Annotated in this window: 24 protein-coding genes and 2 pseudogenes; 13 read left to right on the top strand and 13 right to left on the bottom strand. The window is 67.9% G+C overall.

Going from position 1 to position 20,360, the window contains the following annotated elements; genetic code table 11:
* The 10 genes and pseudogenes from C2847_RS11490 to C2847_RS11535 form a co-directional block, all read left to right on the top strand.
* A partial coding sequence (locus C2847_RS11490; RefSeq protein WP_164835721.1) for an integrase core domain-containing protein occupies window positions 1-308 on the top strand: 308 nt, incomplete at its 5' end.
* Window positions 309-310: 2 nt separating this feature from the next.
* Complete coding sequence (locus tag C2847_RS11495; RefSeq protein ID WP_244187463.1) at window positions 311-1,465, top strand: PQQ-like beta-propeller repeat protein; 1,155 nt, start codon at window positions 311-313, stop codon at window positions 1,463-1,465.
* Window positions 1,462-1,887: a hypothetical protein gene (locus tag C2847_RS12370; RefSeq protein ID WP_105318479.1), complete on the top strand. Its 426-nt coding sequence runs from the start codon at window positions 1,462-1,464 to the stop codon at window positions 1,885-1,887. The genes C2847_RS11495 and C2847_RS12370 overlap by 4 nt, the downstream gene beginning before the upstream one ends.
* Window positions 1,874-2,917 carry a metal ABC transporter substrate-binding protein gene (locus tag C2847_RS11505; protein WP_105318480.1) on the top strand — a complete coding sequence of 348 codons (1,044 nt, stop codon included), beginning with the start codon at window positions 1,874-1,876 and terminating at the stop codon, window positions 2,915-2,917. Before C2847_RS12370 ends, C2847_RS11505 begins: the two co-directional genes overlap by 14 nt.
* Window positions 2,918-2,972: 55 nt before the next feature.
* Window positions 2,973-4,157 carry a hypothetical protein gene (locus C2847_RS12375; protein ID WP_164835722.1) on the top strand — a complete coding sequence of 395 codons (1,185 nt, stop codon included), beginning with the start codon at window positions 2,973-2,975 and terminating at the stop codon, window positions 4,155-4,157.
* 82 nt (window positions 4,158-4,239) lie between these two features.
* Window positions 4,240-4,592 (top strand): annotated as a pseudogene (locus C2847_RS12895) (SaoD/DsrE family protein).
* A 9-nt stretch (window positions 4,593-4,601) separates the two neighbouring features.
* Window positions 4,602-5,699 (top strand): NAD(P)/FAD-dependent oxidoreductase, encoded by a 1,098-nt coding sequence (locus C2847_RS11520; RefSeq protein ID WP_105318481.1) that lies wholly within the window; start codon window positions 4,602-4,604, stop codon window positions 5,697-5,699.
* Entirely contained in the window at window positions 5,689-6,753 is a 1,065-nt protein-coding gene (locus tag C2847_RS11525) for a nucleoside recognition domain-containing protein (protein WP_105318482.1), read from the top strand. Before C2847_RS11520 ends, C2847_RS11525 begins: the two co-directional genes overlap by 11 nt.
* Before the next feature lie 2 nt (window positions 6,754-6,755).
* Window positions 6,756-7,790: a CobW family GTP-binding protein gene (locus C2847_RS11530; RefSeq protein WP_105318483.1), complete on the top strand. Its 1,035-nt coding sequence runs from the start codon at window positions 6,756-6,758 to the stop codon at window positions 7,788-7,790.
* 2 nt (window positions 7,791-7,792) lie between these two features.
* Entirely contained in the window at window positions 7,793-8,716 is a 924-nt protein-coding gene (locus C2847_RS11535) for a GTP-binding protein (protein WP_105318484.1), read from the top strand.
* 48 nt (window positions 8,717-8,764) lie between these two features.
* On the opposite strand, the gene C2847_RS11540 is transcribed toward C2847_RS11535, so the two are convergent.
* The 12 genes and pseudogenes from C2847_RS11540 to C2847_RS12755 all read right to left on the bottom strand — a co-directional run bounded on the left by C2847_RS11540 (window position 8,765) and on the right by C2847_RS12755 (window position 16,982).
* On the bottom strand, window positions 8,765-9,622 hold the full coding sequence (locus C2847_RS11540) for a TroA family protein (RefSeq protein WP_105318485.1): 858 nt from the start codon (window positions 9,620-9,622) through the stop codon (window positions 8,765-8,767).
* Window positions 9,623-9,667: 45 nt separating this feature from the next.
* A pseudogene (locus C2847_RS11545) lies at window positions 9,668-10,248 on the bottom strand (transposase); the annotation flags it as partial.
* A 368-nt stretch (window positions 10,249-10,616) separates the two neighbouring features.
* The gene (locus C2847_RS11550; RefSeq protein WP_244187470.1) at window positions 10,617-11,375 is read right to left on the bottom strand and encodes a hypothetical protein; all 759 of its coding nucleotides are present in this window, start codon (window positions 11,373-11,375) and stop codon (window positions 10,617-10,619) included.
* Window positions 11,376-11,380: 5 nt separating this feature from the next.
* Window positions 11,381-12,301 carry an ABC transporter substrate-binding protein gene (locus tag C2847_RS11555; protein WP_244187465.1) on the bottom strand — a complete coding sequence of 307 codons (921 nt, stop codon included), beginning with the start codon at window positions 12,299-12,301 and terminating at the stop codon, window positions 11,381-11,383.
* A gap of 13 nt (window positions 12,302-12,314) precedes the next feature.
* Entirely contained in the window at window positions 12,315-12,635 is a 321-nt protein-coding gene (locus tag C2847_RS11560) for a hypothetical protein (RefSeq protein ID WP_105318487.1), read from the bottom strand.
* Window positions 12,625-13,413, bottom strand: coding sequence for an ABC transporter ATP-binding protein (locus C2847_RS11565; RefSeq protein ID WP_105318488.1), 789 nt, complete (start codon window positions 13,411-13,413; stop codon window positions 12,625-12,627). Before C2847_RS11565 ends, C2847_RS11560 begins: the two co-directional genes overlap by 11 nt.
* Window positions 13,406-14,431, bottom strand: coding sequence for a FecCD family ABC transporter permease (locus C2847_RS11570; protein ID WP_105318489.1), 1,026 nt, complete (start codon window positions 14,429-14,431; stop codon window positions 13,406-13,408). Before C2847_RS11570 ends, C2847_RS11565 begins: the two co-directional genes overlap by 8 nt.
* A 109-nt stretch (window positions 14,432-14,540) precedes the next feature.
* A complete protein-coding gene (locus tag C2847_RS11575) occupies window positions 14,541-15,449 on the bottom strand; it encodes a heme/hemin ABC transporter substrate-binding protein (RefSeq protein WP_105318490.1) in 909 nt (302 codons plus the stop codon).
* Window positions 15,446-16,078: a DUF3386 family protein gene (locus tag C2847_RS11580; RefSeq protein WP_105318491.1), complete on the bottom strand. Its 633-nt coding sequence runs from the start codon at window positions 16,076-16,078 to the stop codon at window positions 15,446-15,448. Before C2847_RS11580 ends, C2847_RS11575 begins: the two co-directional genes overlap by 4 nt.
* Window positions 16,071-16,391: an antibiotic biosynthesis monooxygenase family protein gene (locus C2847_RS11585; protein WP_105318492.1), complete on the bottom strand. Its 321-nt coding sequence runs from the start codon at window positions 16,389-16,391 to the stop codon at window positions 16,071-16,073. Before C2847_RS11585 ends, C2847_RS11580 begins: the two co-directional genes overlap by 8 nt.
* Window positions 16,392-16,523: 132 nt before the next feature.
* On the bottom strand, window positions 16,524-16,727 hold the full coding sequence (locus tag C2847_RS12750; protein WP_244187467.1) for a hypothetical protein: 204 nt from the start codon (window positions 16,725-16,727) through the stop codon (window positions 16,524-16,526).
* An 87-nt stretch (window positions 16,728-16,814) separates the two neighbouring features.
* Complete coding sequence (locus tag C2847_RS12755; protein WP_244187468.1) at window positions 16,815-16,982, bottom strand: hypothetical protein; 168 nt, start codon at window positions 16,980-16,982, stop codon at window positions 16,815-16,817.
* Window positions 16,983-17,043: 61 nt separating this feature from the next.
* Between C2847_RS12755 and C2847_RS11595 the strand changes: the two genes are divergently transcribed.
* From C2847_RS11595 to C2847_RS11605, 3 genes are all read left to right on the top strand, one after another.
* Window positions 17,044-17,382 carry a hypothetical protein gene (locus C2847_RS11595; protein WP_105318493.1) on the top strand — a complete coding sequence of 113 codons (339 nt, stop codon included), beginning with the start codon at window positions 17,044-17,046 and terminating at the stop codon, window positions 17,380-17,382.
* Window positions 17,383-17,509: 127 nt separating this feature from the next.
* Window positions 17,510-18,892 carry a hypothetical protein gene (locus C2847_RS11600; protein WP_105318494.1) on the top strand — a complete coding sequence of 461 codons (1,383 nt, stop codon included), beginning with the start codon at window positions 17,510-17,512 and terminating at the stop codon, window positions 18,890-18,892.
* A gap of 6 nt (window positions 18,893-18,898) precedes the next feature.
* Window positions 18,899-20,086 carry a hypothetical protein gene (locus tag C2847_RS11605; RefSeq protein ID WP_105318495.1) on the top strand — a complete coding sequence of 396 codons (1,188 nt, stop codon included), beginning with the start codon at window positions 18,899-18,901 and terminating at the stop codon, window positions 20,084-20,086.
* 48 nt (window positions 20,087-20,134) lie between these two features.
* On the opposite strand, the gene C2847_RS12380 is transcribed toward C2847_RS11605, so the two are convergent.
* Window positions 20,135-20,360, bottom strand: a 226-nt coding sequence (locus C2847_RS12380) for a hypothetical protein (RefSeq protein ID WP_164835723.1), incomplete at its 5' end; no start/stop codon positions are given.

Here is a 20,360-nt window from a genome sequence, read left to right on the forward strand (position 1 = left end):
GTCCTAAGCTTAATGGGCACGTGGAGCGGTTACAGCGGACCTTTAGGGAGGAGTTTTATACCCGAGCTTTGCCCACGAGGGTGGGGGAGCTACAGGCGGAGCTCAAGGCCTACCTTGAGCACTACAACCGCAGGAGACCCCACATGGCCCTGGGTGGCCTTGCTCCCTTGGAGTTTCTGGCTAAGATACGGAGGGAGTCGGTTCCCCAAGGTGTCTCAAATGTGGTGGCCAATTACATGGTCTTGACAAACGATAGTGCATTCTCAGTATCTTTAGGTGGGGGTGATGCGCCGTGCGTGGAAGGCTAGTGGTGGCGTTTCTCGGCTGGTTGGCCTCCTTGGCCTTGGGCCATGCGGCGGTGCCCGAGCGGCTCGAGGGCTTCCAGGCAGAGGCAAGGCTCTTCGTCCTGGACAACCGCCCAGAGGCCAGCCGGGTGGTGGCGGTGGACCTGCCCGCGGGGCAGGTGGTGGCGGAGGTTTCCGTGCCCCCTAGGGGCATGAGCCTGGTGGCCACGCCCTCGGGCCGGTACCTCCTGGTCGCCCGGGGCCGGGACACGGACCGGCAATGGCTCACCGTGGTTTGGACCGGGAAAGAGGAGGGGCGCTGGAGCCGGCCCGTGGTGGCCAAGAGCCTCCTCCTGGGCCGGGGGTGGAACATCGGCCACGGAGCGGAGGCCTACACCTTGGGGGATAAGCTCCTGGCCTTTGCCGAGCGGGACGCGGTGGCCTTCCGTTTCCCCGAGGAGAGCCTGGCCCCAGAGGCTCCCTTCCAGGCAGAGCGGATCCGGCTCCCGAACCCTGACCACTATCACGTGTTGGAGACCCCAGAAGGGGTCTACCTCACCCTTCTAGCCCGGGGACAGGTCATGCTTATGGACCGGGGCCTAAAGGAGACGCGGGTCAGCTTCCCCTGCCCCATAGAGCACGGGGAGGTCTTCCACGGGGGAACGGGGCGGAGCTTCTTTGCCTGTGCCAAGGATGTGCTGGCAGTGGAGGGGGGGAAGGAGCTGAGGCGGCTTCCCTATCCGGTGGGGGAGCGGATCGGGGCCTTCCTGAAAGGGGAAGGGGCCTTCTTCGGCTACTCCGACAGCGTGCAGCACCTCCAGCGCCTGGACCCCGTGGCCCTCACCCTCACCCCAATCCCCTTAGGCGGAGTTTTCCTCCGGGGCAAGAGCGATGGGAAGCGGCTCTACGTCCTCCTCACCGACGGCCGCCTCCAGGTGCGGGAGGCCCGGGAGGGGAGGCTCCTCCGGGAGATCCGGGTCTCCCGGCCCTTCCCAGAGATGGACGAGGACACGGGCGGGGCCATCTACCCCGACCTGGCCCCCTGGCTGGAGCGGGGGCTAGTCTACGCCAGCCTGCCCCACCTGGGCCAGGTAGCCGAGGTAGACGTGGAAAGGGGGTTGGTGGTGCGGTACCTGCGAGTGGGGGGAAGCCCGACCCGGATGGTCCTGGTGCGGCCATGAACCCCATGCCCGTGGTGATGTACCTCATGGGCCTCGAGGCGGCCCATGAGCTCCTGGAGCCCCTGGGCTTCCGCAAGGCCCCCCACCCCCAGGGGGTGGGCTCCAGCCTCTACCTGGGGGAGGAGGCGGTCCTCCACTCCACGGGTCTTTGGTACCGGGGGGTGCTCTACCACCGGCCTAAGGAGCGTTTCTACCGCGCTCCCCTGCCCCCTTATCCCCCGGAGGTGCACCCCGGGGCGGAGCCCCTCTCCTTCCCTGAGGGCCTGGCCCACTTCCGTCCCTTCCTCCTGGCCTACGAGGAGGGGGTGCGCTGCCTCAGGGGGGAGGGGCGGGGGCGCTATCTGAGGAGGCTTCCCCCCGGGGCGAGGCGGCACGTGAAGGACTGGAAGGCTTTCTTTGGGGGTGAGGATGGGGAGGTTTAGTCCCTTCAGGGGCCTTGGGGTCCAAGGGGAGCGCCCCCTTTCCCCCTTCCGGATCCGCCCTTGGGCATGGGCCTTGGGTCTACTTCTCCTTGCCTTCCCGGCCCTGGCCCAAGCGCAGGTGGCGGCCACCACTACGGTGCTGGCGGAGCTGGTGCGGGAGGTGGGGGGAGGGAGGGTGCGGGTGGAGGGCGTGATCCCCCTGGGGGCCGACCCCCACGCCTTTGACCTCCGCCCCTCCACCGCCTTGCAGCTTGCCCGGGCCCGGCTCCTCTTCGCCAACGGGCTGGGCCTGGAGCCTTACCTGCCGAAGCTTCGGGCCCTTCTCCCCCAGGGGGCTAGGGTGGTGGAGCTTGCCCCCCGGATGCCGGACCCCATCTGCGGCCTCCTGGGCCTCCGGGAGCGGGGGGTTCACCTCCACGGGGATTGCGACCCCCACATGTGGTTGGACCCCCGCTACGGGGTACGTTACGCGGAGACCATCGCCGAGGAGCTGGAGCGGCTGGACCCCGGGGGGCGGGAGGTCTTCCGGAGAAACCTGGAAGCCTTCCGGCAAAGGGCCCTGGAGGAGGACCGGCGCCTCGAGGCCTGCCTGGCAGGCCGGCGCCCCCGGGTGGTGGTGCAGCACCTGTCCCTCCTCTACCTGGCCCGGCGTTACGGGCTAGAGGTGGTGGGGGCCCTCAAGGACCACCACGGGGCCGACCTGGGGGTGCGGGGCCGGGTGGCCCTCCTGCGGGAGGCGGAGCTCGGGGGGGTGGACCTGGTGGTGGCCGAACCCCAGCTGGACCCAGCCCCCATGCGCCGCCTGGCGGAAGAGCTGGGGGCGAGGCTTGTGGTCCTCTATACCGACGCCTTAGACCGGCGGGTGCCCACTTACCTGGACCTCCTCCGCTGGAACCGGGAGCGGCTTTGCGAGGCTTTGGCAAACCCAGTGTCCGTGCACGAAGGTTGTTCCATCGGCAAGGGTGGATGCGGCCTGCCCATGGTCCTTTTGGGGCTCCCGCCGTGGCTTGGGCCACGACAAGGTACTTAGCCCAGGTCGGGGCCGGAAGGGTCCCGTAGGGATGGTTTAAGGAAGGAGGACACCGATGAAAAAGGCTTTCTCGCTGGCTACCTTGGCGCTTGCGGTCTTGGGATGGGCCTTGGCTCACGGCTCTGAGAATCCCGGTCATGGCCACGGCCATCCCGGGGAGGGGTTTTTCCGCCGTCTGGCGGTGGCGGACGCCCAGGAAGCCCTGGTGCGGGTCATGGATGAGGACGGGAAGGAGCTCGGCCGCTTCACCGTGCCCTCCCCGGCCAGCCTCTACCCCCTGCCAGGGGGGCAGTACGTCCTGGCGGTCCACCGGGAAGGCAATGCGGTGAGCTTCCTGTGGGGTGGCCTTAGGCTTGAGGACCACGGGGACCACAAGGACGTCATCCGGGAGGTCCCTTACGTGGCCGCCACCCTGCGCACCGGCCCCCGGCCCACCCACGTCTTCGCCGACGAGCACCGTTTGGCGGTGTTCCACGACGGGGACGGAACCGTGGCCCTCTTTGACCTGGGTCGCCTCGGCTTGGACTTCACCCCCCGCCTCATCGCCACCGGGGGCGCGGACCACGGGGCCCCTGCCTTCCTGGGGGAGGCCCTTTTGGTGGGCGGTTTAGAGCGGGGCCAGGTGGAGGTTTACACCCCAGGCGGGCGCCGGGTGCTGGCCTTGCCCGAGGCCTGCCCCCGCCTCCATGGGGAGGCGGTCTTAGGTCAGGTGGCGGCCTTCGGTTGCGCCGACGGGGTGCTCCTGGTGGAGCGCCGGGGCCAGGGCTTTGTGGGGCGGAAGGTGGCCAACCCCGCGGGAACCCCTGAGGGCACCCGGGTGGGCACCCTGACGGCCCATCCCCAGCACCCCTTCTTCGTGGGCAACTTCGGCCAAGGCCTGGTGTTCCTGAACCCCCGGGCGGGGCGGTTGGAGCCCCTGGCCCTGCCTGCCCGCCCCCTCCGCTTCGCCTTTGATCCTGAGGGCAAGGCCCTCTTTGTCCTCACCGCGGACGGCCGCTTCCACAAGCTGGACCCCGGGGCCCGCCGGGTGGTGGGAAGCCTGGAAACCGTCTCCCCCTGGGCCCAAGGGGCTCCCGTTCCCCGAATGGCCCTGGGCCACGGGGTGGCCTACCTCACCGACCCCGTGCGGGGCCAGGTGGTGCGGGTGGACCTGGAGGAGTGGAAGGTGGTGGCCAGATGGGAGGTGGGTGGGGCGCCCTCCGCGGTCGCTCTCTTTGAGGTGGAGGGAGTGGAGCACTAGGGGCAGGACCCGGGGCCGGGGGGAGGTGCCCCCCGGCCTACTCCTTGACAAGAAAATGAGAAGTCAGTATCATCAAGTTACTATGCGCGTGGCCTACATTCTTTCCAGCCCCAGGGCTGCTAGCCACAAGCTGGGCCAGATGATCCTGCCCCAGCTGGAGGCGGGGACCCACGGGGTCGAGGTGGTGGGGATCTTCTTCTTTGACGACAACACCATGATCCTACAGAAGGGCAACCCCCTAGGGGAAAGGTTGGCCAAGGTGGCCCGGGACTGGCCGTGGGGGAGCCCAGGTGGTGCACGCCTGAAGGGGAGGGGCGCCGGGAGCCAGGAGAGTGCCGGGTGGCCCCCCATGTGGTGGAGGGGGTGGAGGTGGGTTGCTTCCCCGATCTCTACCGGGCTCTGGCGGGAAGGGTGGACCAGGTGATCACCCTTTAGGAGGCCGTCTTGCAACGCCCCGAGGTTCTGATCGTGGGGGGCGGTCCGGCAGGGATCGGGGTGGCGGTGGCCCTCCTCCAGGTGGGGGTCAGGCCCCTGGTGCTGGAAGCCCGACAGGTGGGGGCTTCCTTCCTCCGCTGGCCCCGGGAAACCCGGCTCCTCACCCCTTCCTTCACCGCCAACGGCTTCGGCCTGGCGGACCTGAACGCCATAGCCCCCCGTACCAGCCCCGCCTACACCCTGGGGGAGGAGCACCCCACGGGGCGGGCCTACGCCCGCTACCTCCAGGCGGTGGCCGCGCACTTCGCCGTGCCCGTCCTTAGGGGGCGGGCCAAGCGGGTGGCATACCGGGAGGGGCTTTTCCGCGTGGACACGGGCCGGGGTACCCTCGAGGCCCCCTTCCTGGTCTGGGCCGTGGGGGAGTTCTCCTTTCCCCGCTACCCCTTCCCCGGGGCCTTCCTGGCCTTGCCCTACGCCCGGGTGGGAAGCTTTGCCCGCCTGGCCCAGGAGGCCCCCGAGCGGGTGGTGATCGGGGGGTACGAGTCCGGGGTGGACGCCGCCCTCCACCTGGCGGAGCGGGGGGTAAGGGTCCTGGTCCTTGACCCCGAGGCCCCCTGGGAAAGGCGCACGGGGGAGCCCTCCCGGGACCTTTCCCCCCACACCCAAGACCGCCTACGGCGGGCCCCCCGGGGCCGGATCCGCCTCCAAAGGGCCAAGGTTCTGGCCCTGCAGCTCAAGGGGGAGGGCTACGCCCTCCTCACGGACCAGGGGGAGATCCGCACCCCCCACCGCCCCCTCCTGGCCACGGGTTTTGGGGAGAACCTCGAGCCCCTCCAGGGCCTCCTGTTACGGGGGCCCGACAGCCACCCCCTCCTCACCCTGGAGGACGAGTCCACCCTGGCCCCCGGTCTCTTCCTGGCCGGGCCCAAAGTGCGCCACGGGGGGAGCCCCTTCTGCTTCATCTACAAGTTCCGTGCCCGGTTCCCCATCGTGGCACGGGCCATCGCCCGGAGGCTTGGGCAGGACGAAGGGCCCCTGGAGGTCTACCGGGAGGAGGGGATGTGGCTGGAGGACCCCACCTGCTGCGAGGTACAGTGTGCTTGCTAGGGGCCGGACCGCCTCCTCCCTCCTGGCCGTTCCCTTTCTTTTCCTCCCCCTTTATGGGGCGGTCCTCCTGGCGGGGTGGGTGGGGGGGGGCCTCGAGGGCCTCTACCGGAGCTGGCTGGAGGCCTTGGGACCCTGGGCTGGGGGCTTGGACCCTTTCCTGCAGGAGCTCCTCCTTGGGCCCTACGGCCTCCTCACCCTGCTACCTCTCCTTTTCCTCTGGACCCTACCCTTGGTCTACCTCTACGGCACCCTCCTGGCCTTGTACCAGGCCTCGGGCCTCCTCCCCCGTCTGGCCTGGGCCCTAGACCCTTGGCTTCGGCCCTTGGGCCTCCGGGGGTGGGACCTGGCCCGGCTGACGGGGGGCCTGGGGTGCAACGTGCCCTTGGCCTTGGGGGGCCGGAAGGCCTGCTCCGCCGCGGGGCTTCACCTCCTGGCCTTCGCCGTGCCCTGCTCCTACCAGCTGGGGGCAGCCCTGGCGGTCCTGGCCGCCCAGGGGGAAGCCAGGCTCCTCCCCCTTTACCTGGGGTACCTGGGCCTCTCCGGCCTCCTCTACGCCTGGGTTTTCTTCGGGAGGAAGCGGCCCCTTCACCCTCCCGGTCCCCTCGAGCCCCCACCCTTGGCCTGGCCGGGGGTGGGCGTCCTGGGCGCGGGGACCGGTCTCCTGGGCGATTTCCTGCGCCTGGCCCTCCCCCTCTTCCTGGGGGTGGCCCTCCTGGCCGCCCTCCTCCAGGCCCTGGGCTTCCTCCCCTGGCTGGCCCGGCTCCTCTTTCCCCTCCTTGGCCCCCTGGGGCTTCCCGGGGAGGCGGCCCTGGGGCTTTTGGCCTCCTTCCTGCGCAAGGACGGGGCCCTTCTCCTGGCCCCCCTGCCCCTGGGCCCTGGGGCCCTCCTCCTCGCCCTCTACCTCTCCGGGGTGCTGAGCCCCTGCCTGGTCACCCTCTGGGCCTTGGGGCGGGCCGAGGGGATGGGCTTCCTGCGGGGGCTTCTCCTTAGGCAGTTCCTCTTCGCTTGGGCCATGGCCCTGCCCCTGGTGGCCCTGGCCCACCTTTGGAGGTGAAGATGGCAAGACCCATACCGGTTACCGTTCTGGTGGGCTTTCTAGGCGCGGGCAAGACCACCCTCATCAACCACCTCCTCCACACCGGCCTTTCGGGAAAGCGGGTGGCGGTGGTGGTGAACGACCTGGCAGAGGTGAACGTGGACGCCAGGCTGGTGGTGCAGCGCACGGAGCGGTTGGTGGAGCTTTCCAACGGTTGCATCTGCTGCACCCTGCGGGAGGACCTCCTCACCGAGCTGGAGCGCTTGGCGGAGGAGCCCCTGGACCACATCCTGGTGGAGTCCACGGGGATTGGGGAACCCCTGCCCATCGCCCAGACCTTTTACATGGGAAGCCTTCCGGAAAAGGTGCGGCTGGACGCTATTGTAAGCGTGGTGGACGCTTCCCGCTTCTTCCAGCTTTGGGAGGAGGTGGGAGAGGTGGAGGACGCGGAGGGCAACCCGGTGGAGGAGCCCCTGGCCCCCCTCTTGGCGGACCAGGTGGAGTTCGCCAACATCCTGGTGCTCAACAAGGTGGACCTGGTGGGGGAGGAGGGGCTTTCCCGGCTGGAGGGCTTCCTGCGCGCCCTCAACCCCGGGGCCAGGATCCTCCGGGCGGTGCGGGGGGCGGTGGACCCGGCCCAGCTTCTGGACACCGGGCTCTACGACTACGAGGAGGGGGTCCGGCACCCCGACTGGGAGCAGGAGTGGCAGGCCCCCACCAAGGAGACCGAGGAGTACGGCTTCCAAAGCTTCGTCTATCGGGAACGGCGCCCCTTCCGCTTCGCCGAGTTCTGGAGCTTCCTGGAGTCATTTCCCAGCTACGTGCTCCGGGCCAAGGGCTTCGTGCGCTTTGCCGACCACCCTCCGGCCCTCCTCTCCCAGGCGGGGGAGAGCGTGGTCCTCGAGGGCCTGGAGCAGGCCCCAGGGGAGGAATCCCCCCTCTACCTGGACCTGGGCGGAGGAGAGGAGGAGAACACCGAGATCGTTTTTATCGGCCAAGGGATCCTGCGGCGCCGGGCAGAGCTGGAGAGGGCCTTAGCCCTTTGTCTGGAGTAGCCATGGAGGACCGTCTTCCTGTTACCCTCATCACCGGCTTCCTAGGGGTGGGTAAGACCACCCTGGTGAACCGCCTCCTGCGGGAGCGGGAGGGGCTTTTCGTCCTGGTGAACGAGTTCGGGGAGGTTCCCCTGGACCACCGCCTGGTGGAGGGCCGGGCGGAGGCTCTGGCGGAGGGGTGCCTCTGCTGCGGCTTGGAGGGGGAGCTGGTGGCGGCCCTGGCCCCCCTTCACCGCCGGGGAGGCTTCCACCACCTCCTCCTGGAGACCTCGGGCCTGGCCCACCCGGCCCCCATCCTCCGGGTCCTCCTCTCCCCCGGGGTGAGGGAGGCTTACCGCCTGGCGGGGGTAGTGGCCCTGGTGGACCCCCTGCACCTGGACCTGTACCTGGCCTTTCCCGAGGTTAGGGCCCAGATCCGCTACGCGGACCTCCTCCTTCTCACCAAAGCTGATCGGGCGGAGCCAGAGATCCTGGAGGGAGCGGAGGAGGCGGTGCGGGCCCTAAACCCCCTGGCTCCCCTCCGCCGGGTGGCCAAGGGGGAGGGGGTGGACCCCGAGGAGGTCCTCTACCGCCTGGTCCCCGACGAGGAGACGGCCATCCAGGGGGCGGTCCTGGCCCTTCTGGGGGATGGGTGCCGCCTCCTCCTCACTGGGGGCACCGGCCCCGCCCCACGGGACCGGACCCCGGAGGCTGTCCTGCCCCTGGTTGGACAGGGTCTTCCCTGGCTTCGGGGAAGCCATGCGCCTGGCCTCCCTGCAGGAAACCCCCACGGCCATCCTCTCCCGGGCCCTGGCGGGAAGCCGGGGGAAGGCCTTGGTCCTCCTCCTCCCCGGAAGCCCCCGGGCGGTCCGCACCTGCCTCGAGGCGGTGTGGGGGGCGGTGCCCACGGCCCTGCGGCTTTTAGAGGGGTGAGGTTTTCTGGCTGAGCTACGAAGGTGGACGGGTTCCACCCCGTGGGTCTACGCGGGGACGCTTTAGACCAGGGGGATGGCGCCTTCGGCAAGCTCTCCCCTAAGGAGCCGGGCGAGGATCCAGACCCCCTCCACCACCCGGTGGGTGAGGGCCTGGAAGGGCCCCGCGTCCAGAAGGCAGGCCCGGCGCCCCCGCAGGTAGGCCCCCAGCCACCCGCCCCGGGCCAGGTGCGCCGCCACCGCCTCCCGGGCCTCCTCTAGGCCGTAGCCGCAGAAGGCCAGGAAGACCACCTCCGCCTCCGGCAGAGCCTCCGGGCTTACCCGCCGGCTCGCCTCTCCCGGCCCTGGCCCTAGGTACCTGCCCCCTGCCCTTACCACCATCTCCGGCACCCAGTGCCCCCCGAGGAACGGGGGGTCCAGCCACTCCAGGAAGGCCACCGTGGGGCGCTTGGTGGGCGGAGGAGGGAGGTCCTCGAGGCGGGCCCGGAGGGTTTGGGCCAGGGCCTCCGCCGCCTCCCCCCTCCCCGTGGCCTCCCCCAGGGCCCTCAGGTCCCTGAAGAGGTCCTGGAGGCGGGTGCCCCGGAGTTCCAACACCTTGGGGGCCTGGGGGAGGAAGCGCAGGGCCTTGGCCACCTCCTCCGGGGTAGCGGCGCAGACCTCGCAGACCCCTTGGGTGACGAGGAGAGCGGGCCCCAGGGCCTCCAGCACTTCCTTCCGCACCCGGTAGAGGGAAAGCCCCTGGGCGTAGGCTTCCCGTACCTTGCGGTCGATCTCCTCCTGGGAAAGCCCCTTGGGGATGAGGTTCTCCGTGAGGACGGGAACCCCTGAAGGGTTGGGGCAGGCGTGGCTCACCCCCACAGGCTCCACCCCTAGGGCCCGCAGGAGGAGGGTGCCAGAGGGGACCAGACTCGCCACCCGCATGGGTTCATTATGCCTTTCCTGGTCTTGGGCCGGAGTGAGGCTTGCCTAGTAAATCGCCTTGTACCCCCCTGAGGGGGAAGCAGGGTGAGCAGGATGCGCAGGCCGTAGGCGAGGAACTCCATAAAGGCCCACCACATGGCCGTATGCGGTTTCCGCTCCTGCAAATAAGCCCTCCGCAAACGCGTCTTCATCCCCCCAAACACCCCCTCCACCACCCCTCGCCTCCGATACACCTCCCCGTCCCACCTCGCCGCTACCTCCCGCCGCACCTCATCCCGCACCTCTCCCCCTCCCCGCAGCCGGATCAAAGGCCACACCCCAAGCCCCCGCACCACCTCCCACACCTCCCTCCCGTCAAAGCCCGCGTCCCCCAAAAGCACCCCGCCCCCCAGCCCAAACCGCAGGAGCACCCCCGCCCCAAGCCTCGGGTCAGGGGCATACGCCCGCCCCACCCCGCCCCCCCAAGGGGCCAAAAGCTTCTGCCCCCTCCTCCACCGCACCAGGGCCAAAAGCCGGCTGTGCCCCCGCATCCGCCGCTCCTCCTGCCCCCTGCGCCAACGCAGCACCGTGTCTTTGCTACGGTAGGCCAGCCCCGTGCTGTCCATCAAGAAAAGGGGGGTTCCCCTTCCTCTTGAGGAAGATGTGGGTAAAGTCCCTGTCCTTTCCTCTTGAATGAAACTCTGGATGATGCGGTGCGCCAGGAGGATGAGGCTCGCTCGCTCCCGCCACCAGCCTCCAGAAGGGGTGAGCCCCCATCCGAGGGACTCGGAGAAGTTTTGGTGCCTCTTGGGAAAGTTGTGCCCCTTGGGCTTGCGGGGCCAAGGGGGGATGAGGCATCGGGATGGTAAACCGGCCGTCAGGCCACATTCTGGGGATGTTCCTGGTGGGAGCGCATGGCATCTTCCTCTTCATACCGGGGGGTGGGGATCGGGTACCAAGCAGAGGAGATTTGCCAAGAAGGTTTCCAAAGGGATCAAGGCGCCCCCTTATCTATCTACTCCTCACGATGATTGTCCTTTCCTTGCGCCCTTTCTCCAGGTGTAGAGCTGTTTTCAGCCACTTGGCCCAAGGGAATGCCTTCTGCAAGGCTTCTCCCCCGGTCTACCAGCACCACCCCCAGATAGAGAAGGCTCACCCCAAGGGCCCTGCCCAGCTCCTCCACCCCCACCAGCCCCAAGCGGTTGAGGCTGCTCGTCCCCGCCAGCACCACGGCAGCGAGGGCGATCACCAGGGTGCCCCGCGCCCGTAAGGGGTTTTCCCACCAGAAGCGAAGGGTGCTATAGAGGGCCACCCCCAGCATCAACCCCGTGCCCAGAAGGTTGAAGGGAAAGGTCCAGCCTCGCGGGGAGTCCCAAGCCGCCGGGGGAAAGGCTGCCCCCGAAGGGGCGTAGGGACTGGGGAGACGGGAGAAGTCCACGGGGGCGGTAGCCACCAAGTAGATCCCCCAAAGGATGACAGGCGAGAGGAGGAAAAACAGGGAGCGGGCCGCCTTGGGGTTCACCAGGGCAAGGCTCCCCAGGCCAAGGAAGGTGACCCCGTGCATGGCCCCAGCGAAGTAGAAGAGGCGGTAGTCGGGGCCTGACCAGGCCCCCCGGAGAAGGGCCAAGGCCTCCAGGCTCACCGCCAGGGCAAAGAGAAAGAGGCCCAGGCTGTAAAGGGCGTTGTGAAGGCCCCCCCGGAGGCGGTACCGCCTCAGGAGGAGAGCGAACAGGGTCCAGGAAACCAGGGTGGCCAAGAGGGCAGCTGACAACATGGTCCTCACCTCCTCATGTTCATGGCCTGGAGAACCTCCTCAACCAGGACTCTGGCCGAGTGGGGTCCTCCGTAGGTCCAAGTGGCCGGGTCCAGAAGGTGAATTCGCGCCTGGCTGAGGCGCAGTAGGGGGCCCACCGCCCGATCGGCGAAGGGGTTGTTGTCCGGTTGGGCGATGAGAAACACCCGCACCCCGGGGTTGTCCCGCACCAGGCGCACCAACCCCTCGGGACCTATCCGGGAAAGGCCGTAGGCTTGGGCTTTTCCCTCCCAGGCATTTCTCAGGCCCAGTTGTTCCAGGAGTTCCGAGGCCAGGGTGTTCCGGGTGAAGAGGTTGTAGACCCGCTCCCGGGACCAGGCTTGCAACAGGAAGAAGGGGCTTCCGGCAAGCCCCTTGGCCCGGAGCGCCTCCCGGCTTTGAACCAGGAAGCGGTCCAGCTCCGACAGGAGCCTCGCCCCCTTCTCCTCCATACCCACGATGCGGGCATGGAGGAGGAAATGGCGCCGCATGGCCGCAAGCTGCTCCGTGGGAGGCAAGTAGTCCAGAAGGACGGTAGGGGCTATCCGGGAAAGCTCCGCAAAGTGCTTCCCCTGGAAGCCGCTGTAGCCCAGGATGAGGTCGGGTTGCAGGAGGGCGATCCTCTCCAGGTTAGGGGGCAAACGCTCCCCCACGTGGGCAATCCCGGGGGGAAGCGTCAGCTTGACCCATCGGGGGAAATCGGCGAGGTCGGCAGCCCCCAGGGGTGTAACCCCCAGGAGGAGAAGGTCCTCCAAAGGGCGCCAGTCCAGGACCACGATGCGGGAAGGGGGAGCCTTTAGGCAAAGCTCCCCGAAGTCATGGACAACCCTTGTGCCCTCGCAGGGGGCCTGGGCCAAGGCTAGCCCTAGGCTTAAAATCCCTAATAGCCCCATCATGCCACGTCCCACGGTTCACCTCCCCCTAGTTCGCACGATACAGCCGCAAGTAAAGGGCCTCTGCCCCCTCCTGCCCGTGGCGGAGTCCCTCTTGCAAAAGGCCCAGAAGCTGCCATCCCTCCCCTGGGGCTAGCCGCAGACCCACCGAGCCCAGCCAAACCACCCCTGCCCCTTCCGGACCCAGGGCTTCATGTAAGGTCTGGACCAAAAACCAGACCGCTCCCTCGGTGAGGCGGAAGGTGCCCGCGTCCCAGTGGAGGTGGTAAGTGCCTCCCCCACAGGAGCAACGGGCCAGGCGGCGGTGGGGGGAAAGCCGGGCCACCTCCACCGTGTGGTCAGGCCCCATGTGGCACCTCTCTTTCCCTGGGAAGGGCCAGCACAAGCCGCGGCCCCTCTCCGCTTCCCACCGCCTGGAAGGGCACCCCGTAGGCCTCCTCCAACAGTTCTGGCCGGAGGACCTCCTGGGGGCTTCCCTGGGCCAGGGGACGGCCCTCCTTGAGGAGGAGGAGGCGGTCGGCGAAGAGGGCGGCCAGGTTCAGGTCGTGCAGCACCGCCACCACCCCCCTGCCCCCTTCCGCCAGGCTGCGGAACAGGATCAGGAGCTCCAGGGCGTACCGGGGGTCCAGGTGGTTGGTGGGCTCGTCCAGGAGGAAGAGATGGGGATCCTGGGCCAAAAGCCGCGCTGCCTCCACCCGCATGGCCTCCCCGCCGGAAAGGGTGAAGAAAAGCCGCTCCCTAAGGGGCAGGGCCCTGGTCCGCTCCAGGGCCTCCCGGGTCCGCTCGTGGTCCTCCGGCCCCTCCCGCCGCCCCCAAAGGTGCGGCAGCCGCCCCAGGAAGGCCACCTCGTAGGCGGTGAAGGGAAAGGCCATCTCCCGGGTTTGGGAGAGCACCGCCCGCTTCCGCGCCAGCACTTCTGGGGAGTAAGCGGCCAGGGACCTCCCCTGGAGGACCACCTCCCCCTCCGCGGGCTTAAGCTCCCCAGAGAGCAAACGCAAGAGGGTGGTCTTGCCGCTGCCGTTGGGCCCCAAGACCGCCAAGAACTCCCCAGGTCCTAAGGTGAGGTCCACCCCGCGCAGGAGCCAGCGTCCCCCCGCCCGGTACCCCAGATCCCTCGCCTCAAGCACGGTACACCTCCCGCTTGTACCGCAGGACCAGGTAGAGGAAGAAGGGGCCCCCCAGGAGGGCGGTCAGCACCCCCACGGGGATCTCCGCCGGGGCGGCCAGGGTGCGGGCCAAAAGGTCCGCCGCCACCGCCAAGGAGGCCCCCAAAAGGGCCGCCCCTGGCAGGAGGAAGCGGTGGTCCGGCCCCGCCAGCAGACGGAAGAGGTGGGGGGCCACCAGGCCCAGGAAACCCACCCCCCCCGCCAGGGCCACCGCCGCCCCCACCCCTAGGGCCGCCCCGGCCACCAGGCGGCGCTTCAGCCCCTCCAGCTCCACCCCCAGGTGGAAGGCCTCCCGCTCCCCCAAGGCCAGGGCGTTTAGGGGACGGGCCAGGGGGAGGAGGAGGGCCAAGGCCAAGAGGGCAAGGGGCAGAACGGAGAGGAGGAGGTTCCAGGTCACCGCGGAAAACCCGCCCAAGGTCCAGAAGGTCAGGCTGCGGAGCTGCTCGTCGTTGGCCAGGAAGACGAGGATCCCCAAGGCCGCCCCCACCAAGGCGTTGAGGGCAATCCCCGAGAGGAGCAGCACAGCCACCTGCACCCCCCAGGGGGTGCGGGCAACCTGCCAGAGGATCCAGGTGGCCAGGAGGCCTCCCAGGAAGGCAAAGGCAGGGAGGGCGTAGGTCTCCAGAAGACTTGCCCCCGGTACCAGAACGATGAAGACCGCGGCTCCCAAGGCCGCCCCAGAGGACACCCCGATGAGCCCGGGATCCACCAGGGGGTTGCGGAAAAGCCCCTGCAGAGCCGCCCCCGCCAGGGCCAGGAGGGCCCCCACCAGGGCCGCCCCCAGAACCCGGGGAAAGCGGAGGGCGGTGAGGACCTGGTACTCCATCCCCTCCCCCCGGAGAAGGATCCTGGGAATCTCCAGGGGGGGGATGGGGTAGGCTCCCAGGCTCGCCCCCAGGAGGAGGAAGAGGGGAAGGAGCAGGGCTAGGGTGAGGAGCACCAGGCGGTACCGGGAGGCCAGAGTAAGGGAACGGGTCATCCCTTACCCCCAAAAGCCTCCTCCAGCGACTGGGGAAGAGGCTTCCCCAGGAGAAGGAGCAGCAAGACCGCCTTCCAAAAGGCACGAAGGAGCAAGTAGGACCCCATGGTCACCGCGCCTCCACCTCCACGAAACCCTCCCGCAGGTAGGCGGCCCGGAACAGGTCCAGGGCGGCCCGCCCCGCCCGTGGGCCAAAGGAGCCCAAGTAGAGGTCGTCCATGGCCACCACCCTGCGGTTCTGCCCGGCAGGGGTCTGGGCCACCCCAGGGAGGCGCAGGAGCCCCTCGAGGCCCCCCAGGCTCTCCAGCCCTTTGCGGAAGACCACGATCACATCGGGCCGGGCGGCTACCACCGCCTCGGGGGTCATGGGTTTGCAGTCGCGGATACCCTTTGCCGCGTTCTCTAAGCCCGCGAGTTCCATCATCCCCACGGGGGTACTCCCCTCCCCGCAGACGAAGGTGGTCTGAGGCCCACGGGTGTAGATGAAAAGCCCCCGGAGCTTACCCTTTGGAGCCTGCTGCGCTTGGAAAGCCCGCAGGGCGAGCAGATCCCGCTCCAAGGCCCGCACCAAAGCCTCCCCTTGTTCCTCCCGGCCCACCGCTTGGGCCACCACGCGGATCTTGCGCTTGGCCCCTTCCACCGTAGCCTCGGTGGGCACTAGAACCACCGCAACCCCGGCCGTGCGCAACTGCTCGGGGACCTGAGGGGGTTTGACGTCCTCCCTGCCAAGGACCAAGGTGGGCTTCAGGGCAAGGATGCCCTCTGCGGAGAGCCGGAACTGATAGCCCACGCTGGGAAGGCGGAGGACCTGTGGGGGGTAATAGCTGGACTCATCCCTGCCCACCACCCTGTTTCCCACCCCCAGGGCGAACAGGATCTCCGTGGTGATGCCGTCCAGGCTCACGACGCGATCTATGGAGCGAACCTCCACCACCTTGCCTGTGGCGTCCTGCACCCTGAAAGGTTGGGCTTGGACCCAAGCTGCCAAAACCGCCAAGAGCAAGACCCCAGTTCTCATGCCATCACCTCCGGGTTCTCCAGGCGCAAAACCCACACCTCCAGCCCCTCGGCTTCCACCACCACCTCCCGCTCCAGGGGAAGCCAGTAAGGGCCCACCTTTCCGTACTCGTCGCGGAAGCGCTCCACCCGTAGGATCCGACCTCCCGGGTCCCGGTGCACCAGGCAGAAGCGGTGGGGAAGGAGCTTTTCCCCCTCCACCTCCCTCCAGGCCTCGAGGTGGATGCGGAAGGAGCCTTCAGGCAGATGACGCTCGATCACCAGTAGCCTGCCTTCCCGCACCCAAATGCGGGAGTGGAAGGGGTCCTCCAAGGCGATGCCTGTCCCCAAGGGACCTTCCTCCACCAGGTGCATGGGGTAGCGCCCCTCCCCCTGGTCGAACGGCACGGGGCGGCGGTGCCCCAAAAGGGAAGCCAGCTCCCGTTCAACCGGGCGGCGCACGTCTTCCACAAGCTCCACCCGGGGGACGAACCCCTCTACTGCCACCCGGCCAAAGTGCCAGAGCCCCTGCCGGTAAAAGGCCACCTGGGCTCGGAATCCGGGGAAATCTTCGGGCAAGGTGTAGATCCGCTCCCGGGCCCGCTTCAGAAGGGCCCACTCCGGGGCAACCCCTATCTCGGGCCTAGCCACGCTTCCCCTCCGAGTCCAGGAAGGCGGTGAAGGTTTCTAGCCGATTAGGGCCCTGGAAGGCCTCCTTGGGCAGGGTGCTGCTCCTGGCGTGTCCCTTCCGGAACTCAGGGCTTTCCGTCCAGGCCCGAAAGGCTTTTTCGCTCTCCCAGAAGGTCATGACAATGTACGGGTCCTCCGGGTTCTGGGGCCTCAGGACCAGGTTGCGCAAGAAGCCCGGCATCCGGTCCACTAGGCGGGCCCGGGTGCGAAAAACCTCCTCAAATTGCTCGGCATACTCGGGTTTCACCGGGATGCGGTTCATGACCACAAACACAGCAACCCTCACCTCCTCACCGGGGAGAGTACCAAGGTCCAGTGAAAAAGTCAAGTATTCCGGTCGGATTTTAAAAGTATTGAGAGTGAGAACTGCTGCCAAAAAAGAAAAGAGGCCTTGGGCCTCCTTGAGTCAGACAACCTCGAGGCGGGCCCGAAGGGTTTGAGCCAGGGCCTCCGCTGCCCCTTCCCGGCCCGTGGCCTCCCCCAGGGCCTTCAGGTCCGCGAAGAGGTCCGGGAGGCGGGTGCCCCGGAGTTCCAACACCTTGGGGACCCGGGGGAGGAAGCCCAGGGCCTCCCCCACCTCCCGCGGGGTAGCGGCGTAGACCTCGCACACCCCCTAGGTGACCAGGAGGTCGGGGTCTAGGGCCCTTAGGACCTCTCCCCGCACCCGGTAGAGGGAAAGCCCCTGGGCGTAGGCTGCCTACACCCTGCGGTCGATCTCCTCCTGGGAAAGCCCCTTGGGGATGAGGCTTTCCGTGAGGACGGGGACCTCCAGCGGGTTGGGGCAGGCATGGCTCACCCCCACGGGCTCCACCCCTAGGGCCCGGAGGAGCAGAGTCCCCGAGGGGACCAGGCTGGCCACCCGCACCCTTTCATCCTAACCGGCAAGGGGCTCCGGGGCCCCAACGGGCGCTACCCTGAGGGTAGGGATGGGGAGGTGGGTTGGCCTGTTGGGCCTGTTGGCCGCCTTGGCCCTGAACGGGTGCTTCCCACTTTCCCTAGGGGGGTGGCGGCTCGAGGGGGAGCTCGGGGAGGCTTTGTGGCTGGAGCTGGCCCTCCCTAGGGGCCTCGAGGCTGTCTCCCCCCGGGCCCAAGGGGCCCCTACCCCCGGGATGGCCCTGGGCCGTGGGGTGGCCTACCTCACCGACCCCGTGCGGAGCCAGGTGGTGCGGGTGGAACTGGAGGGGTGGAAGGGGGCGGTCCGGTTGGAGGTGGGCGGGGTGCCCTCCGCCTTCCTCCTCTTTGAGGTAGAGGGGGTGGAGCATTGAGGTTCTGCCTTCCCTTTGGGCTGGGGGCGGCGCGGGCCGCCCCTTGGCCGGGCTGTGAAGGAAGAATGTCCCGATCCCCTTGCCCATAATAACCTCCTGGGGGTAACCCCCAGAAAGGAGGAACGCGGTGTATCCGGTTTGGGAAGGCGTCATCCTTCACTCCGCCTTCATCGTGGCCCTGGTGGCCGTGGCCCACGTCCTCTTTTCCCACGTGACCGTGGCCGCCACCTGGTTCAACTGGTGGGTGGAGCGGAAGGCCCTGGCTGAAGGTAAGCCTTACCTCTACGACTACCTGAAGGCCTCTGCCCTGAGGCTCCTCATGTTCGCCTACACCCTGGGGGCCATGTTCGGGGTGGGCATCTGGTTCTCCGTGACCGCCAGCAACCCTCGGGGCATCTCTACCCTCATCCACAACTTCGTCTTCTACTGGGCGGCAGAGTGGTTCTGGTTCATCATCGACGTCTTCGGCATCGCGGTCTACTACTACACCTTCGGTCGGGTGAACCCCAAGACCCACGCCCGCATCGGCCTCATCCTGGCCCTAGCCGCCACGGGCACCCTGGCCATCATCGTGGGCATCTTGGGCTTCAAGCTCTCCCCTGGCCACTGGTTGCAGACGGGCCATAGCCTGGATGGCTTCTACAACCCCACCTTCTGGCCCATGCTCTTCGCCCGCTTCGCCCTGATGTTCGCCCTCACAGCCCTGTACGCCCTCCTAGTGGCCTCGAGCCTTCCCAAGAACCACCCCGCCCGGGCGGAGGTGGTGCCCTTGGCGGGGAAGGTAGGCCTCGTGGGCCTGGCGGTGGGGGTGGCCCTGGTGCTCTTCTGGTACGTGCCCAGCCTGCCCGAGCACGCCCGCACCCTCTTAGGCCTGCCACAGGTGGTCCAGAAGGTCTTTTACATAAAGATGGCCCTAGGAGTGGCGGCGGTGGCCCTCACCCTTCTCCTGGCCCTCTTGGCGCCCCAGTTGGCGGTACAACGAGGCGTGGTTTACTTGGCCTTCCTGCTGGCCTTTCTGGGCCTCTTTGGAGCGGAGCGGACCCGGGAGGCCATCCGGAAGCCCGACATAATTCTGGGCTACATGGCCTCTAACCAGATCATCCAGGTGGACTTTGCCCCCAGAGGGGTCAAGGCGGAGGTGAGCCGTTTGAACCAAGAGGGCGTATTGAAGAGCCTGCCTTTCGCTGTTGCCCCTGGGGCAAAGGTCGCGGGGCCTGCGGGGGCCCGAGACCCGGTGGAGGCCGGCAGGACCCTGGTGGTTCTGCAGTGCTCCAGCTGTCACACGGTGAGCAAGAACACCGCCCTCCTCGGGGGCATGCGCAACCTAGCGGCCATGTTTCACCGCCGGGGCATGACCGAGGCCCCCCAGATCCGGGCCTACCTGGAGACCATCGGCGGCTTCCCCTACATGCACCCCGTGGTGGGCACTGCTGAGGAGCGGGACTACATGGCCCAGTACCTGGAACGTCTGGTCAAGGAGTTTTTCCCCCAGGCTAGCGCAGGGAGGTGATAGAGGATGACCCCGGAAGCCCTTCTTGCAATGCGGGACCCCTTGGGAGCCCCGGTCCATCCCCTGATTGCCCAAATCCTCCTGGTGGTCACGTATGTCCTCCACATTTTCTTCGTGACCACGGCCATCGGTAGCCTGATCGCCGGGCTTTACGGCCTGAACCGGAAGGAGGAAAACTGGCAGCGCCTGGCCAAGGTGACCATAAGGCTTTCCGTTCAGGCCACAGGGCTTGGGATTACCATGGGCATCGCCCCCTTGCTCTTTGTTCAGGTGATCTACGACCCCGCCTGGTACACGGCCACCACCCTCATGGGGCTTTGGACCACCCTCTTCATCCCCGCGGTGGCCCTGGGCTACCTCTTCCTTTACATTCTCTACCTCCGGGGCAACCTGGCAGGAGTTGGCTACGTGGCCCTGGCTCTCCTCCTCCTGGCGGGGTTCACCATGCACAGCCTGGCGGGCGCGGGCCTTTACCCCTCCCGTTGGGTGGAGTGGTACGCTCCAGGCGGGATACCGGACACCACAGGGGTTCGCTTCTTTGGCTACAACCTTCCCCGCTTCACTGCCCTCCTCTTCGGCCAGGCGGCCCTCTCCCTGGGGGTAATGCTCCTCCTCTTCGCCTGGTACTTCCGCCGTCGGGAGGACGTGCCCCAGGGCTTCCTGGCCTTCATCCAGGGGCAGGCCCAAGGGGCCTTACGCTTGGGCGCGCTTCTTTTCGGGGCCTTTGGGCTCGCGTGGGCCTTCACCCAGGGGCGGGAGCTGGGCTTGGCCCTTCCCGTGGCCTTGGTAGCCCTGGTAGTGGCGGGTCTTTTCTACCTGCACGCCCCCCGGGCCAAGGCCGAGGGAGCCCTCAACACCCTGGCCCTTTACCTGGGGGTTCTCCTCTTGGTGGGGCTGCTCAGGGAAGGGATGCGCATGACCGCTCTCGGGCGGATGGGCTACTCCCCCCTGGCCTACCCCTTCGTCTGGGAGTGGGGTTCCCTCCTCTTCTTCGTGGCCACGGGATTGGCAGCGGTCCCGGTGACCGTGTACCTGGCCCAGGTGCTCTACGCCTCCGGACGAAGCAAGGAGGGAGGCGACCCCTCCCCCGGCGTAGAGCGCTTCGGAGACCTGGGAGTGCGGCTTTTGGTGGGGTGGGTTGTCTTCTATCTCGGTTTGGGCCTCTTCGTGGTGGTGCGGAATCTGGGGGTCTAAATCCTAGGCAACACATGGGGGCGGGATTTCCCGCCCCCATTTTTGCCCTCACCGCAAGGCCTGGGCGAAGGCCGCGGCCACGCTTCGCACCAGCTTGGTGGAGCTCTTGGCCTCCTCAGCCTCGAATGGATCGCTCCATCCACGCGAGAAGCTCCTCCGCTGCCCGCAGGCGGGTTTCTGCCTGGGCCCTGCCGTAAAGCCGGGCAGGCGGGCCTCGGCCAGGGCCAGCAGGTCGTGGGTGCGGGGTAGGGTGCGCAGGCGTTCCACGTGGAGG

The organism is Thermus tenuipuniceus (genome assembly GCF_002964845.1).
Lineage (GTDB): Bacteria > Deinococcota > Deinococci > Deinococcales > Thermaceae > Thermus > Thermus tenuipuniceus.